Source organism: Marinovum sedimenti, from assembly GCF_054052205.1.
This window is the reverse complement of the sequence record NZ_CM133223.1, coordinates 3358085-3372989: the sequence shown is the minus strand read 5'-3', so window position 1 is coordinate 3372989 and position 14905 is coordinate 3358085. Positions and strand designations below refer to the sequence as shown.

The window sequence follows — 14905 nt, the reverse complement described above, 5'->3', positions numbered from 1 at the left end:
GGATCGGGGGCGCAGGCCGATCTGTCGACAGATCGGGACTGATCCATTGATGGATCAGGCTGCGGGCTTGACATGACGGGAGGGGCAGGCCAAATCGGGCGCACCACATACCCGCAACCGGGCGTTTTGTAGGCGCCAAACCGACGAGGAGGCCAAAATGGCTCAAATCTCCCTTACTTTTCCCGACGGCAATGCACGCAGCTTTGAGGCTGGCGTGACCCCTGCGGATGTGGCTGCTGACATTTCTAAATCCCTCGCCAAAAAGGCGATCTCGGCCACCATTGATGGCCAGCACTGGGATATGCAGTGGCCCATTCCAAGCGACGCGCAGATCGCGATCAACACGATGAAGGACGACGCCCCGGCGCTGGAACTGATCCGGCATGACCTGGCGCATATCATGGCACGCGCGGTTCAGGCGCTTTGGCCGGACGTGAAAGTGACCATCGGCCCGGTGATCGATAACGGATGGTACTATGATTTCGACCGCGCCGAGCCTTTCACGCCGGAAGACCTTGGCGAGATCGAAAAGAAGATGCGCGAGATCATCAACAAGCGTGATCCGGTCCGCACCGAAGTGTGGGACCGTCCGCGCGCGATCAAGCATTATGAGGACAACGGCGAGCCTTATAAGGTCGAGCTGATCGATTCCATTCCGGGCGATGAGCCGCTGCGGATGTATTGGCACGGCGAGTGGCAAGATCTGTGCCGCGGCCCGCATTTGCAGCACACCGGGCAAGTGCCCGCCGACGGCTTTAAACTGATGAGCGTGGCCGGGGCCTATTGGCGCGGCGACAGCAAGCGGCAGATGTTGCAGCGAATCTATGGCGTTGGCTTCCAGAACAAGGAAGGTCTGCGCAAATATCTCAACTTCCTCGAAGAGGCCGAGAAGCGCGATCATCGCAAACTGGGCCGCGAAATGAACCTGTTTCACATGCAGGAAGAAGCGCCGGGTCAGGTTTTTTGGCACCCGGACGGCTGGACCATCTACACCCAGCTTCAGGATTATATGCGCCGCAAACAGCGCGCGGGCGGGTATAAAGAGATCAACACGCCGCAAGTTGTCGACCGCAAATTGTGGGAAGCTTCTGGCCACTGGGACAAATACCAGCATCACATGTTTGTGGTCGAAGTCGACGAAAGCCGCGACGGCGAGAACGACGATGCGGCGGTGAAAAACAAGGCGCAGACCCGGATCAATGCGCTTAAACCGATGAACTGCCCCTGCCATGTGCAGGTGTTCAATCAGGGTCTCAAATCCTACCGCGATCTGCCGCTGCGGCTGGCTGAGTTCGGATCTTGTGCGCGGTTTGAACCCTCGGGCGCGCTGCACGGCATCATGCGGGTGCGTGGGTTTACCCAAGACGATGCGCATATTTTCTGCACCGAGGATCAGATCCAGCAGGAATGTGCAAAATTCATCGACTTCCTCGCCAATGTCTATTCCGAGCTGGGCTTTCCCGAGTTTGAAATCCGCTTTGCCACCCGTCCCGAAAAGCGGGTTGGCACCGATGAAAGCTGGGATTACGTCGAGGGCGCGCTGGAAAGCGCGATCAAGGCGGTGGGCCGCGACTATACGCTCGAGCCCGGCGATGGCGCGTTTTATGGACCCAAGCTTGATTTCTATCTGACCGACGCGATTGGCCGCGTCTGGCAATGCGGCACGTTCCAGGTTGATCCCAACCTGCCCGAACGGCTGGGGGCGAGCTATATTGCGGCGGATGGCGACAAGCATAAGCCGTATATGCTGCACCGCGCCTGCCTTGGATCGTTCGAGCGGTTCATCGGGATTTTGATCGAGAACTGGGAAGGCAAGCTGCCGTTCTGGATCGCGCCGCGTCAGGTTGTTGTGGCGTCGATCATTTCGGATGCGGATGACTATGTGACCGAAGTTGTGGCTGCGTTGCAGGCCAAAGGTGTGCGCGCCGAGGCCGATATTCGCAACGAAAAAATCAACTACAAAGTGCGCGAACATTCCTTGGGCAAGGTGCCGGTGATCTTGGCTGTCGGCGCTCGCGAGGTTGAGGAACGGACCGTCACCGTGCGGCGGCTGGGCCAGAAGCAGACCTCTGTAACATCGCTGGAAGAGATCGTGAGCGAGTTGGCCAATTCGGCCACGCCGCCCGATCAATTGTAACATTCCAGCGTAGGAACCTTGGGGGGTGTCACATTCGCTGTGGCACCCCCTTTTGATTCCAAACGATTTTCTCTTTTTTTTTGCAGGTGCAGCATCACGCGCGTCTGACCCGTGATTACGCATCCGTGACCCACGGCCCTGTGAAGTGATCCGAACCCTGTCAGAGGTTTAACCTTGGGACAGCCGCCGCAGGGGTGGCACTGGAACCAAATGCTTGGAACCAATGACCAAAAGGGATGAACCAATGTCGAAAATCATGAAAACAGTCGCCGTCGCAGGCGCCGTTGCAGCCGCTCTCGCAGCCCACACATCGACCGCCACCGCACAAGACGCGGAAAAGGAAAAATGCTTTGGTGTCTCGATGGCAGGCGCGAATGATTGCGCCGCCGGCCCCGGCACCACCTGCGCGGGCACCTCGAAAGTAGACTACCAGGGCAACGCCTGGTCGCTGGTTGATGCCGGCACCTGCGCCGAAATCGAGCTGCCGGAGATGGCGGATGGCACCGCGCGCATGGGCTCGCTGGAAGCGCTTGAGCGCGACGTTCCCATGGGCTGAACGCAGCCATCGGATGGGCAAATCGCCCGCTAATCTATGTTCGGGGTGGGCAGCTTTGCCCACCCTATGCCGCAAGGGGAACCGCCGATGCCGGATGCCAGCCGACGTTTCAATGCTCTGCCCGCGGCCCCCGGTGTGGGCTACAAACCGCAGCATTATGCCGAGATCCTCGCCAATGCCGCGCCGGTGGAATGGCTGGAAATTCACGCCGAAAATTACATGGGTGACGGTGGTCGCCCGCTGGCGCAACTGCGCGCCCTGTCAGAGAGATTTGCGATTTCGGTGCACGGTGTGGGCCTGTCGATCGGCGGGGAAACACCGCTTGATCCAGAGCACCTCGACCGGCTGAGGCACCTGTGCGACTGGCTGCAACCGGCGAGCTTTTCGGAACACCTGGCGTGGTCGACGCACGACAGTCATTTTCTTAACGACTTGCTGCCCCTGCCCTATACCGACGCCACGCTAGAACGGGTGTGCGAGCATGTCGGGCAGGTGCAAGACGCGCTTGGCCGCCAGATGCTGTTGGAAAACCCGTCGTCCTATTTGGCTTTTGAAGCAAGCACTTGGGACGAGCCGGCATTCCTCGAAGAGGTGGCGCGGCGGACCGGCTGTGGGCTGCTGCTTGATGTGAACAACGTTTTTGTGTCCGCCACCAATCTGGGATTTTCGCCACAGGCTTATATCGATGCCTTTGCCTTGGCACGTGTCGGCGAGATCCATCTTGGCGGCCATGATGAGGATGAAGACGACCATGGCGCACCGCTGTTGATCGACAGTCACGGGCGCGAGGTGGCCGACCCGGTCTGGGCGCTGCTTGGGTACACGCTGGAACGGTCCGGGGCGCGGCCGCTGCTGATTGAATGGGACAATGACGTGCCCGACTGGCCAGAGTTGCGTGCCGAGAGCCTGCGCGCCGCCGAAGCTTTGGCGCGGGCGACTGTCGGAGCGGTGGCATGACCGGTCAGGCCGAGTTTCGCAGTGCGCTGTTGGATGGCTCTGCCGCGCGGCCCGGGGGGCTTGTCGATGGGATGGGGCGGCCTGCGGGGCGGCGTTTTGACGTTTATCGTAACAATATCGCAACCTCTTTGGGCGACGCTTTGGCAACCGGATTTCCGGCTGTGGCGAAACTGCTTGGAGAGGAAAATTTTCGCGGCGTTGCTGGGGTATTCCTGCGCGCAGAGCCGCCCGAGACGGCGCGGATGACGCTTTACGGCGCGCGCTTTGCTGCGTTTCTTGACGGGTTCGCGCCGCTTGCGAAATACCCCTATCTTGGGGATGTGGCGCGGTTGGAATATGGCCTGCGCGAAAGCTATCACGCGGCGGATGCGGTGGCGCTGGACCCGCAGGCGCTGGCGATTGACCCCGAGGCGCTGTTGGCCGCGCGGTTGCGGCTGGCCCCGTCGGTGCGGCTGCTGCGCTCGCGCTATCCTATGGTGTCGATTTGGGCCTACAATATGGTGAGCGGCAGCCCGAAACCTTTGGGTGTCGCTGAGGATGCCATTGTGCTGCGGGCGGAGTTTGACCCTGTGCCCCATGCCCTGCCCCCCGGCGGGGCCGTTTTCGTGGCGGGTGTGATGCAGGGTATGTCGCTGGGGGAGGCTTATGAGGCGGCTCTTGCGCGGGCCCCCGGCTTTGACCTGTCTGCCGTTCTGGCCCTGCTGTTGTCGGGCAACGCTTTGATAAACCTAATGAAAGACTGAATGATGACTGCTCTGGTAAACCTGCACGACATGATTTTCGATGCCGTGGAACGCGGATTGAGCGGGCTGTTGCCGCTGCTTGCGCGGTTCATCTTTGCGGCGGTGCTTTTGGTGTATTTCTGGAATTCCGGGCTGACCAAGCTGGGCGACGGGCTGTTTGGTTTTCTGAACCCGTCGACGGGGGCCTATGCGCAGATTTTCCCAAAGCAATTCGAAGCGGTGACCTACAACGTGAGCCAATTGAGCGTGTTTCATTGGCTGGTGGTGGTGGCGGGCACTTGGGCGGAGTTCATCCTGCCGCTGCTGATCGTGATCGGGCTGGCGACGCGGCTGGCCGCTTTGGGCATGATCGGGTTCATCGCGGTGCAGAGCCTGACCGATCTATACGGGCACGGCGGTATCGCGCATCCCGAAACGCTTGGCGCGTGGTTCGACCGGGTGCCCGATGCGGTGATATTGGACCAGCGGCTGTTTTGGGTATTTGTGCTGGTGGTCTTGGTGATCAAAGGCGCGGGCGCGCTGTCGCTTGACCGGGTTTTGCGGCGGGCCGTTATGGGGGCGTGACCAGCGGGCGGATCAGCCGAAGATACGGTCGCCCTGCTCGTTGATCATCTGTTTGGCCTTGTTGATCGACGCGTCCAGGGCTTCGTCGGCCGAGCTGATCACGTCAGCGCGGATCATGGTGTGGGATTTTAGCGTGCCGTCGATGTCTTTTTCAATCCGCGCGCCGATGCGATAGCCGCCAGACGCCTTGGCAGGATCGGCATAGATCAGAAAACCATTGTGCTCGACAGGTTCGGGACCGGTGGGCGTAGAACCGCCTTTGTCGCCGCCGCCGAAGAGTCGTTTGAGAAGTGACATCTGGTTCGCCTTTCTGTGCCGTGCCGTTGCGATGATATTGAGATTAATCGGCCTTAATCACCAGCGCAAATTGCGTTGACCGGTCGTGCCGTAGCGGGTTGCGCGGCTGGTAAATCGTTGATGTGCAACGACGAAAGGCCGCCCCGGTGAGAGCGGCCTTTTAACTGGTAAAATCTTACTCACTCAGTAATCAAAAATTAGGACAGTGTTAGGCTCAGGACCCATTGATCTGCTTGAGGCTACGTCGGCAGCGTGATTCAAGCTCCCAAACTGACGGGGGTGATGATGAGCAACCTTTTCTGGCTAACGGACGCGCAGATGGACCGGCTTCGGCCGTTTTTTCCCAAGAGCCATGGCAAGCCGCGGGTGGATGACCGGCGTGTTCTGAGTGGGATAATATTCATCAATCGCAATGGCTTGCGCTGGTGCGACGCGCCCGCGGAATACGGCCCGGCCAAAACGCTCTATAACCGCTGGAAACGATGGAGCGACAAGGGCATTTTCGCGAGGATGATGCACGGCCTTGCGTCGGAGGCAGCGGTTCCAAAGACGGTGATGATCGACGCGACCTATCTGAAGGCGCACCGCACGGCGAGCAGTCTGCGGTCGAAAAAGGGGGGCCCGACGACCAGCGGGGGCGCGCGATCGGCCGAACCAAAGGCGGCATGAACACCAAGCTGCATGCCGTCACCGATGCCGAGGGACGACCGATCCGGTTTTTCATGACCGCGGGCCAGGTCAGCGACTACACCGGCGCTGCGGCCCTTCTTGGCAGCCTGCCATCGGCACAATGGCTTCTGGCCGACCGGGGCTATGACGCCGACTGGTTCAGGGAAGCGTTGAAAGACAAGGAGATAAAGCCCTGCATCCCTGGCCGGAAGTCCCGCGCCAAGCCCGTCAAATACGACAAGCGCCGCTACAAACGCCGCAACAGGATCGAGATCATGTTCGGGCGCCTGAAGGACTGGCGCAGGATTGCCACACGCTACGACCGATGCCCGAAAGTCTTCCTCTCCGCCATCGCCCTCGCCGCAACCGTCATGTTCTGGCTATGAAACGAGAACGAGTCCTGACCCTAGGACAGTGCCGGTTAGGATGTGACGCACACAACGGTCGGCAGGTCAGAGGTATTGGCGAAGAACGACGAGAAGCCGCCGTCAGTCACAACCGGTTGGGCACCGACCTCGCGCAGGGTCCGCTGGCAATCTGCCAGGTCCGCGGCTGCGACTTCGATTTCCATAACGGTCGGGGCGGACTGGTCCCATTCGCCGTCTGTTGCGGCGAATACTCCGGCAGCGGCGACGCTGGCGAGAATGGCGGTCGGGATCAGGCGGATCATGGCAGTGTCTCCTTCTGTGTTCGAAGGGTTAACACCGTGGGGGCATATTGGTTCCCGGCGAGGGTCGAATTTATTTGAAGGTTATCACCTATCTGCCCATCGCGTGGCTGTGAGCCACTGTATCTGGTGTGTGGGGGATGGGTTCAAGGGGGGTGGACCGCCGACAAGGGCGTCCGGCGCCCGGCGGTAAACGAAAAGGGCGGCCCGTGGACCGCCCCGTTCTTTACTGATCTAGAAACGAGCGCAGCTTGCGGCTGCGGCTCGGGTGCTTGAGCTTTCGCAGCGCCTTGGCTTCGATCTGGCGGATCCGTTCGCGCGTCACGCTGAACTGTTGGCCAACCTCTTCGAGCGTGTGGTCGGTGTTCATGCCGATGCCAAACCGCATCCGCAGCACACGTTCCTCACGCGGGGTGAGCGACGAGAGCACGCGGGTTGTGGTTTCCTTCAGGTTCTCCTGAATGGCGGAATCCAGCGGCAGAACCGCGTTCTTGTCTTCGATGAAGTCGCCAAGCTGGCTGTCTTCTTCGTCGCCGATCGGCGTTTCGAGTGAGATCGGCTCTTTGGCGATTTTCATCACCTTGCGGACCTTTTCGAGCGGCATTTGCAGCTTCTCGGCCAGTTCCTCGGGCGTCGGCTCGCGGCCGATTTCGTGCAGCATCTGGCGACCGGTCCGGACCAGTTTGTTGATCGTTTCGATCATGTGAACCGGGATACGGATGGTACGCGCCTGATCGGCAATCGAGCGGGTGATCGCCTGACGGATCCACCAGGTCGCATAGGTCGAGAACTTGTAACCGCGACGGTATTCGAATTTGTCGACGGCCTTCATCAGGCCAATGTTGCCTTCCTGAATGAGATCAAGGAACTGCAAGCCGCGGTTGGTGTACTTTTTGGCGATGGAGATCACAAGGCGCAGGTTGGCCTCGACCATTTCCTTTTTCGCCTGACGCGCCTCTTTTTCACCCTTTTGAACCTGACCGACGATGCGGCGGAATTCGGGGATGTCGAGGCCAACGTATTGACCAACCTGCGCCATTTCGGTGCGCAGCTCTTCGACCTTGTCCGCCGAGCGTTCGATGAACATCTGCCAGCCGCGACCGGCCTTTTCGCCCATGCGATCAAGCCAGGATGGGTCAAGCTCGTAACCGCGATAGGCATCGACAAATTCACGACGGTTGATGCGCGCCTGGTCGGCCAGTTTCACGATCGAGCTGTCGATGACCATGATGCGGCGGTTGATGCCGTAGAGCTGGTCGATCAGGGCTTCGATCCGGTTGTTGTGCAGGTGCAACTCGTTGACCAACAGAACGATTTCAGAGCGCAACTGCTGATACGTCGCTTCTTCCGCTGCGGAAAAGGTGCCGTCTTCGTTCAGGGTTGCCGAAATCCGGCTGTCCTGCATTTCAGACAATTTGACGTAATCATCAGCGATCCGGTCGAGCGTTTCCAGAACCTGCGGCTTGAGCGCGGTTTCCATCGCGGCCAGCGACATGTTGGCCTGCTCGTCTTCGTCCTCGTCGTCTTCCTTGGCAATCGGGTTGCCGTCGGCGTCAAGCTCGGGGCCGGCCTCTTTCTTGGGTGCGGTGCCAACGTTGGCGGCCTCGACCACGGGGGCGACCTCGCCCTCTTCATCGAGTTGCCCCGAGAAGGTGGTTTCAAGGTCGATCACGTCGCGCAGCAGAATGTCTTCGCTCAGAAGTTCGTCGCGCCAGATGGTGATCGCCTGAAAGGTCAGCGGGCTTTCGCACAGCCCGGCGATCATCGTGTTGCGGCCAGCCTCGATACGCTTGGCAATCGCGATCTCGCCCTCACGCGACAAAAGCTCGACCGAGCCCATTTCGCGCAGGTACATCCGCACCGGGTCATCGGTCCGGTCCAGCTTTTCGCCGGTGCCAGAGGCCAAAGCCAACTCGCCCGGTTTCTTGGTCTCGACCAGATCGGTCGCGCCCTTGTTTTCGTCCTCGTCCGCGTCTTCATCGTCTTCGGTGACCTGGATGCCCATCTCGGAGAGCATCGACATCACATCCTCGATCTGGTCGGAGCTGACCTGATCGGGCGGGAGGACGTTGTTCAGCTGGTCGTAGGTAATGTATCCACGCTCGCGCGCTTCAGCGATCATCTTTTTGACCGCCGCCTGGCTCATGTCGAGTGACCCGTCTTCAGAGGCGTCAGTCTTCTGATCGTCGTTATCTTTTGCAGCCATGCGGGGCTCCTGTCTGAGGCGCGGGTGATTCGGTTATACGAATCATTACCGAATCTTAGCGATTCGTGCAGCGTTCTACGCGGAATTAACTACTATTTCCTCACCAAACCGCGTTATTTTCGCGTTTTAGTGTGACCGATTTGATCTAGTAGCGCATCCAGCTTGTTTCGTTCATCCCGATTGATTCGCGCGCCGTTGGGTCCTGTGTCATATTCCGTGTTGTCCTCCTGCGAGCCTGATGCGGCGCGATTGCGCGCTTCGGCCGCCTGTCCAAGCCGCCATGTCACCGCTTCATCGGCCACATGGGTCATGTCTTCGGCGGCCTCTTCGATCTCGGCCTGCAATCCCAAGTGCGCGGTGAGTTTTGCGAATTCTTCGGCCAACGTCATACGGGCCAGTTCGATATCGCCCGGTTTGCGGACACATGGGATTATTGCCACATGGCGCATCGCCAACAGGTTTTCAAGGGCATCGGGGCCCATTGAATACGCAACAGCGTCGTAAAGCGCATCGGCCCCTGCCCCGGCGTGGCGCAGGATCAGGTCGCGCAGGCGGGCGTGATCAGGATCGACGCAGGCAAGGTGCTCAAGCGCGTCCTCGAATTCCTCGGCCACGGCGGGGGTGCTGATCGCGGCGGCCAGGATCACCGCCTCGCGGATAAAGATGAACGTGGTGTCATCGCCAAGTGCGAGCAGCGAGGCTTTGGTCTCGGCGCGCGGCGGTTCGGGCGGGGCCACGCGTTTTTGGCCGGGTTTCCACGGGGTTTTGCCCCATGTGGAGTTGCGTTGCGCCGGTTTGCGGCGGTTGGCGTTGAACAGCTGCCAGCGCAGGTCTTTGATTTCCTGGCCATAATGGCTGCGGATCGAGGGGTCTTTGATCAGGGTGATCTTGGCGCGCAGGGCCTTGTCGAGCGCGGCTTTGCGTTCGGGGCTGTCGAGCACGCGGCCCTCGGTTTCGCGCCGCCACAGCAGTTGCACCATCGGCAGCGCCTGTTCGATCAGCGCCTGCACCGCCTTGGCACCCTTGGCGCGCAGCAGGTCGTCGGGGTCTTGGCCCTCGGGCATCAGCGCAAAGCGCAGGGATTTGCCCGCCTCAAGCAGCGGCAGCGCAAGGTCGATGACCCGGTGCGCCGCGCGCAGGCCAGCGCTGTCGCCATCGAGCGCGATCACCGGCTCGTCCGAGACGCGCCACATCAGGCGCAGTTGTTCCTCGGTGACGGCGGTTCCCAGCGGGGCGACGGCGCCGCCAAAGCCGCCTTCGACCAGCGCAATCACGTCCATATAGCCTTCGGCAACGATCAGCGGTTGGCCCTTGCCACAGGCCTCGCGGGCGGGGCCAAGATTGTAGAGGTTGCGGCTTTTGTCGAAGAGATCGGTCTCGGGGGAATTGAGGTATTTGGCGTTGTCGTTGGGGTCCATCGCGCGGCCGCCAAAGGCAATACAGCGGCCACGGGCATCGCGGATCGGGTACATGATGCGGCCGCGAAAGGTATCATAGGGGCGTCCGCCCTTTTGGCTTGGTCGGGACAGACCGGCGCCAAAAATCAGATCCTCAGGCACGTTCTTGGCGCGCAGGTGATCCCAGAGGCCCTGCCAGGCATCGGGGGCAAAGCCGATTTCAAACCGCTCCAACGTGGCCGGGGCCAGCCCGCGCCGCTCAAGGTACTCACGCGCCGCCGCCGCGCCGCCGGTGCGCAATTGCAGGCGGAAGTATTGCACCGCCTGCTCCATCACCTCGACCAGAAGCGTGCGGTGGTCGGCCTTTTCCTGCGCTTTGGGATCGCGCGCGGGCATCGGCATTCCGGCCTCGCCCGCAAGGATCTCGACGGCCTCCATAAAGCCGACGTTTTCGGTTTCGCGCACAAAGGAAATCGCGTCGCCTTTGGCTTGACAGCCGAAGCAGTAATAGAAGCCCTTGCGGTCATCTACATGGAAAGACGCGCTTTTTTCTTGGTGAAAGGGGCACGGGGCCCACATATCGCCCTTGCCCTGATTGCTTTTGCGGGCGTCCCACATGACTTTGCGGCCCACCACATCGGTCAGCGACAGGCGGGTGCGCAGTTCTTCGAGGAATCCGGGGGGCAAGCTCATGTGACATTATATCGGGCTTGCGGCGACAAGAGTCGAGTCACACCCGCGGCGCTATTGCGCGTTGCACTGGGTCTCGAATGCGGCCCCGGCCTCGGCGGTCAGCTGGTCATCAGGCAGCGAATACACCCAGTCGGTCAGCGGCGGAATTGTCGGCACGAAACGCGCGGATTCGCCGGAATAATCCGCCGCCACCAGCTCCATCGCCGCCATCATTTCGGTGCCTTCGGTGCGCTGGCCGACGATCTTGTTGACGATTTCGCCCATCTCAAAGCAGTCGGGATTGGCCGCAAACGACAGGTTCGGCACAAGCGCCAGACAGGTCACAACAACGAAACGCATGTAAATTCTCCTCAGTTTCAGTCCGCAAACAGGCCGGGCACTGCCCCGGCAACGCAGGTCGCGGACATCCGTTATGTAGCCTTTTGCACGGTGCCGCCAACCGCCATTTGCAACACGGTATCGACATCGCGGCTGAGTGGCAAAATTGCGCCAAGCACATCGGTGATCGGGTGCCAGGCGGCTTCGGCGGCGTCATCACAGGCCATCAGCGTGCCGCTCGGCGGGGAAAAGCGCACGGCGACAAGCAGGTAGTGCATAAGGAGCGTGCCGTCGGCATCGTGGCGGATCAGATCGAGGTGGGTGAGGGTTTCGAGCGGCGCGGCGGTCAGGCAGGTTTCTTCAAGCAGTTCGCGCGCGGCGGCCTGAAACACCGTCTCGCCCGGCTCGACATGGCCGCCGGGAAAGCCCCAGAGGCCGGCGTCGGGCTTGCCCGCGACGCGGCGCACCAGCAGAACGCGGCTGTCCTGCACCACAACCGCCAGCGCGCCGAGGCGGGGGAATGGGCGCTCCACCGGGCTAGAAATGCGCTTTGGGTTCGTCGGGTTTGCCTGCCGCCAACGCCAGAATCCCGCCCAATCCGGTAAAGGCGATGGGGAACATGGTGCCAACGTTAAAGCCCCAGGCGACATACATCAGCGCGCAGCCCAGCAGCATCGCGATCCCGCCCCACAGCGCGCGCGACTTGGCCATCGCGCCCCCGGCAATCGCCAGAAGCGGCGCAATCACGGCGGCGGCGCGGATCAATTCGACGTTGCTCACCTGACGGGCCAGCCCCTCGATTTCGCCAAAGCGGGTGACGGCCTCGGTGTAGCCATAGCTGAAAAAACCAACGATCATCGCGATCACGCCACCAATCACGCCCAGGGTCAGTGCTGCATTGCGCATCTTCGTTCCTTTGCTCTGTCGGTTAGGAGGTATGCGAGGATGGCCGCGGTTCCAAGGCGGGAAATGGCGCGCGTTATTCCCCCTTTAACCCTTTCGCCTTATCCAACGCCAAGGGCGGTCTGCACGTCCTTGCCCCAGCCAAGGTACAGCGTGTCGCCGTCTTGGATCAGCGGGCGTTTCATCAGTGTAGGGTGCTGTTTGAGCAAATCGAGGGGGGCGCCCGCGCGTGCGTCGGCGTCGAGCGTGCGCCATGTGGTCGAGCGCGTATTGATCACTTTTTCGCCAAACTGCTCAATCGCGCGCCGCATCACCTCGTCGGGAACGCCCTCGGTGCGGACATCGACAAAGCTTGCCCCGCTTAATGATTTCAAGGCTTTGCGACAGGTGTCACAGGTTTTCAGTCCGTAAATGTGCATGCTGCCCCCTGAAAGTGTCCCGGCAAATTACCACCCATTTTCACGAGAGCCAGTGCCTTGTCCTTGATTTTTTACAATGCCGTGCAATTCTGCCCCTACGTAACGTTTTACGATCACGCCGCATCTTGGCCCGCCCGGTGTTTGGGGCACGACTGGAACAGGTTTCGGCATTTTAACCGGGGTGGGAAGCTCTCCGGTAAGACAAGATTAAGGAGACGCGGATATGTCTAGGGGCACCGTGAAGTGGTTTAACACCACCAAAGGCTATGGATTTATTGAACCCAGCGAGGGCGGCAAAGACGTGTTCGTGCATATTTCGGCAGTACAGCGGTCGGGGCTGACCGGGCTGAGTGACAATCAGCAAGTGGAGTTTGAACTACAGGAGGGGCGCGATGGGCGGCAGTTGGCCTCTGATCTGAAACTGATCTGAGCACGCGAGGGTAGTGTGAGGACGGCCCTTGGGGGCCGCCTGATATCAGGCGGCTTGCAGGCGGGCGGCCTCGTTTTTGGCAAGTGCGATCAGGTCGCGCATATAGGGCTTCTCGACATCTTCGGTGCGGGTGGCGGCGTATAAGGTGCGTTTGAGCCCCTGCTTTGTCAGCGGCCGGGTGATGTAGTCGGAGTTGTATTTGACCTCGCGCACCACCCAGTCCGGCAGTACCGAAATGCCGCGATTGGACGCGACCAGAAGCAGGATCACCGCCGTCAGCTCGGCCTGTCGCACCACGGCCGGTTCGATCTTGGCAGGGATTAGCAATTGGCTGAACACGTCCAGCCGCGTGCGCTCGACCGGATAGGAAATCAGCGTCTGGCCGCGGAAGTCCTCGGCGTCGATATAGGGTTTCGCCGCAAGGGGGTGATCTTTGGAGGCCACGAAAACCGGTGCGTAATCAAACAGTTCGGTGAATTCCACATGGGCGAGGCTTTCGGGATCGGAGGAGACCACCAGATCGACCTCTTCCTTTTGCAACGCGGGCAGCGCATCAAAGGCGAGGCCTGGGCGGATGTCGACATCGACGTCAGGCCAGGTTTTGCGAAAGGCTTCGAGCACCGGGAACAACCACTCAAAACAGGCGTGGCATTCGATGGCGATGTGAAGCCGCCCGGATTTGCCGTCGCGCAGGCCGGAGAACTCATCTTGCAGTTTCTCGATCTCGGGCAGGATCTTTTCCGCCGTGCGCAGCAACCGCATGCCCGCCGCCGACAGCTTCATCGGCTTTGAGCGGCGCACAAACAGCTCGACCCCGGCCTGATCCTCAAGTCCCTTGATCTGATGGCTGAGCGCGGATTGGGTGATGTTGAGCTGATCGGCGGCGCGGGCAAGGCCGCCGGCTTCGTGAATGGCGCGGATGGTGCGCAGATGGCGAAACTCGATATGCATGCTGAGCTCATAATGTTGATGAGATTTATGAGTTTGTCTCACATCGAAACATTTGCGACAAGGGCGAAACCCTGAGACAGGAATCACACTCATGACCGCCCCCGCCGTATCCTTCGAATTCTTCCCGCCCCGTGATCTGGAAGCCTCGTTCCGGCTTTGGGACACGGTTCAGGTTCTCGCGCCGCTTGATCCGCGCTTTGTGTCGGTGACTTATGGTGCCGGTGGCACCACGCGCGAATTGACCCGCGATGCGGTGGCGACCCTGCACAAATCCAGCGGGTTGCGCACGGCGGCGCATTTGACGTGCGTGGATGCCAGCCGCGAGGAAACGCTTGGGATCGCGGCGGAATTTGCCAAGGCCGGTGTGACCGACATCGTGGCGCTGCGCGGCGATCCGCCCAAGGGTGCGAACGGTTTTGTTGCGCATCCGCAAGGGTTTGGCGACAGCTGCGAGCTGATCACAGCGCTCGCCGAGAGCGGTGAATTCAACATTCGCGTCGGGGCTTATCCTGACAAACACCCCGAAGCGGCGGACGATCAGGCCGATGTGGCCTGGCTGAAACGCAAGATCGATGCCGGTGCCACCGAGGCGCTGACGCAGTTTTTCTTTGAGGCCGACACCTTTCTGCGGTTCCGCGATCGCTGTGTTGCCGCCGGGATCGAGGCGCCGATCGTGCCGGGCATCCTGCCGATTGAGAACTGGAAAGGCATCCGCAATTTCGCCAAACGCTGCGGCACGCCGATCCCGGCCTGGCTTGACGATGCCTTTGACAAGGCGATCCGCGACGGACGCGAAGACCTGCTGGCCACGGCGCTGTGCACCGAGATGTGCGATGCGCTGGTGTGTGAGGGCGTCGACAACCTGCATTTTTATACGCTGAACAAGCCCGAGCTGACGCGGGATGTGTGTTTTGCGCTGGGTGTGACGCCGAAAGTGACGCTCGAAAACGTCGCCTGATCCCCTTCCCTCTCCTCCGATCTTGCGGCAAGTTTGCTGC

At 60.7% G+C, this 14905-nt stretch carries 17 protein-coding genes; 8 read left to right on the top strand and 9 right to left on the bottom strand.

All coding sequences use genetic code 11. The features are described 5' to 3' along the window. Nucleotides 1–157 precede the first annotated feature (157 nt). From thrS to ACW9UO_RS16115, 5 genes are all read left to right on the top strand, one after another. Nucleotides 158–2137: a threonine--tRNA ligase gene (gene thrS, locus ACW9UO_RS16135; RefSeq protein WP_457086785.1), complete on the top strand. Its 1980-nt coding sequence runs from the start codon at nucleotides 158–160 to the stop codon at nucleotides 2135–2137. A gap of 244 nt (nucleotides 2138–2381) precedes the next feature. Then, nucleotides 2382–2693 carry a BufA1 family periplasmic bufferin-type metallophore gene (locus ACW9UO_RS16130; protein WP_457086784.1) on the top strand — a complete coding sequence of 104 codons (312 nt, stop codon included), beginning with the start codon at nucleotides 2382–2384 and terminating at the stop codon, nucleotides 2691–2693. A gap of 87 nt (nucleotides 2694–2780) precedes the next feature. Further along, nucleotides 2781–3650 carry an MNIO family bufferin maturase gene (gene bufB / locus ACW9UO_RS16125; protein ID WP_457086783.1) on the top strand — a complete coding sequence of 290 codons (870 nt, stop codon included), beginning with the start codon at nucleotides 2781–2783 and terminating at the stop codon, nucleotides 3648–3650. Further along, nucleotides 3647–4393: an HvfC/BufC family peptide modification chaperone gene (locus ACW9UO_RS16120; protein WP_457086782.1), complete on the top strand. Its 747-nt coding sequence runs from the start codon at nucleotides 3647–3649 to the stop codon at nucleotides 4391–4393. The genes bufB and ACW9UO_RS16120 overlap by 4 nt, the downstream gene beginning before the upstream one ends. A 3-nt stretch (nucleotides 4394–4396) precedes the next feature. Continuing rightward, a complete protein-coding gene (locus tag ACW9UO_RS16115) occupies nucleotides 4397–4957 on the top strand; it encodes a DoxX family protein (protein ID WP_457088676.1) in 561 nt (186 codons plus the stop codon). 12 nt (nucleotides 4958–4969) lie between these two features. Here the strand turns inward: ACW9UO_RS16115 and ACW9UO_RS16110 are convergent, their stop codons facing one another. Next, entirely contained in the window at nucleotides 4970–5254 is a 285-nt protein-coding gene (locus tag ACW9UO_RS16110) for an HlyU family transcriptional regulator (protein WP_457086781.1), read from the bottom strand. Nucleotides 5255–5539: 285 nt separating this feature from the next. On the opposite strand from ACW9UO_RS16110, the gene ACW9UO_RS16105 reads away from it, so the two are divergent. After that, nucleotides 5540–6309 (top strand): IS5 family transposase gene (locus ACW9UO_RS16105; protein ID WP_457088577.1). Its coding sequence is split into 2 segments (ribosomal slippage): nucleotides 5540–5876 and nucleotides 5876–6309, totalling 771 coding nucleotides; the frame shifts between segments, so codons are not numbered across the junction. A gap of 35 nt (nucleotides 6310–6344) precedes the next feature. On the opposite strand, the gene ACW9UO_RS16100 is transcribed toward ACW9UO_RS16105, so the two are convergent. The 7 genes from ACW9UO_RS16100 to ACW9UO_RS16070 all read right to left on the bottom strand — a co-directional run bounded on the left by ACW9UO_RS16100 (nucleotide 6345) and on the right by ACW9UO_RS16070 (nucleotide 12526). After that, entirely contained in the window at nucleotides 6345–6593 is a 249-nt protein-coding gene (locus ACW9UO_RS16100; protein WP_457086780.1) for a hypothetical protein, read from the bottom strand. 223 nt (nucleotides 6594–6816) lie between these two features. After that, nucleotides 6817–8796, bottom strand: a complete 1980-nt coding sequence (rpoD, locus tag ACW9UO_RS16095; RefSeq protein ID WP_457086779.1) for an RNA polymerase sigma factor RpoD — start codon at nucleotides 8794–8796, stop codon at nucleotides 6817–6819. 113 nt (nucleotides 8797–8909) lie between these two features. Next, nucleotides 8910–10886: a DNA primase gene (dnaG, locus tag ACW9UO_RS16090; RefSeq protein WP_457086778.1), complete on the bottom strand. Its 1977-nt coding sequence runs from the start codon at nucleotides 10884–10886 to the stop codon at nucleotides 8910–8912. Between the two features lie 51 nt (nucleotides 10887–10937). Beyond that, a complete protein-coding gene (locus tag ACW9UO_RS16085) occupies nucleotides 10938–11225 on the bottom strand; it encodes a hypothetical protein (RefSeq protein WP_457086777.1) in 288 nt (95 codons plus the stop codon). A 71-nt stretch (nucleotides 11226–11296) separates the two neighbouring features. Next, nucleotides 11297–11737 carry an NUDIX hydrolase gene (locus tag ACW9UO_RS16080; protein ID WP_457086776.1) on the bottom strand — a complete coding sequence of 147 codons (441 nt, stop codon included), beginning with the start codon at nucleotides 11735–11737 and terminating at the stop codon, nucleotides 11297–11299. Between the two features lie 4 nt (nucleotides 11738–11741). Next, the gene (locus ACW9UO_RS16075; RefSeq protein WP_457086775.1) at nucleotides 11742–12110 is read right to left on the bottom strand and encodes a hypothetical protein; all 369 of its coding nucleotides are present in this window, start codon (nucleotides 12108–12110) and stop codon (nucleotides 11742–11744) included. A 98-nt stretch (nucleotides 12111–12208) separates the two neighbouring features. Further along, a complete protein-coding gene (locus tag ACW9UO_RS16070; protein WP_457086774.1) occupies nucleotides 12209–12526 on the bottom strand; it encodes an arsenate reductase family protein in 318 nt (105 codons plus the stop codon). A gap of 223 nt (nucleotides 12527–12749) precedes the next feature. On the opposite strand from ACW9UO_RS16070, the gene ACW9UO_RS16065 reads away from it, so the two are divergent. Then, the gene (locus ACW9UO_RS16065; protein WP_457086773.1) at nucleotides 12750–12956 is read left to right on the top strand and encodes a cold-shock protein; all 207 of its coding nucleotides are present in this window, start codon (nucleotides 12750–12752) and stop codon (nucleotides 12954–12956) included. A 45-nt stretch (nucleotides 12957–13001) separates the two neighbouring features. Here ACW9UO_RS16065 and ACW9UO_RS16060 read toward each other — a convergent pair whose 3' ends face one another. Further along, the gene (locus ACW9UO_RS16060) at nucleotides 13002–13907 is read right to left on the bottom strand and encodes a LysR family transcriptional regulator (RefSeq protein WP_457086772.1); all 906 of its coding nucleotides are present in this window, start codon (nucleotides 13905–13907) and stop codon (nucleotides 13002–13004) included. Between the two features lie 91 nt (nucleotides 13908–13998). On the opposite strand from ACW9UO_RS16060, the gene metF reads away from it, so the two are divergent. Further along, complete coding sequence (gene metF, locus ACW9UO_RS16055) at nucleotides 13999–14865, top strand: methylenetetrahydrofolate reductase [NAD(P)H] (RefSeq protein WP_457086771.1); 867 nt, start codon at nucleotides 13999–14001, stop codon at nucleotides 14863–14865. Nucleotides 14866–14905: the final 40 nt, after the last annotated feature.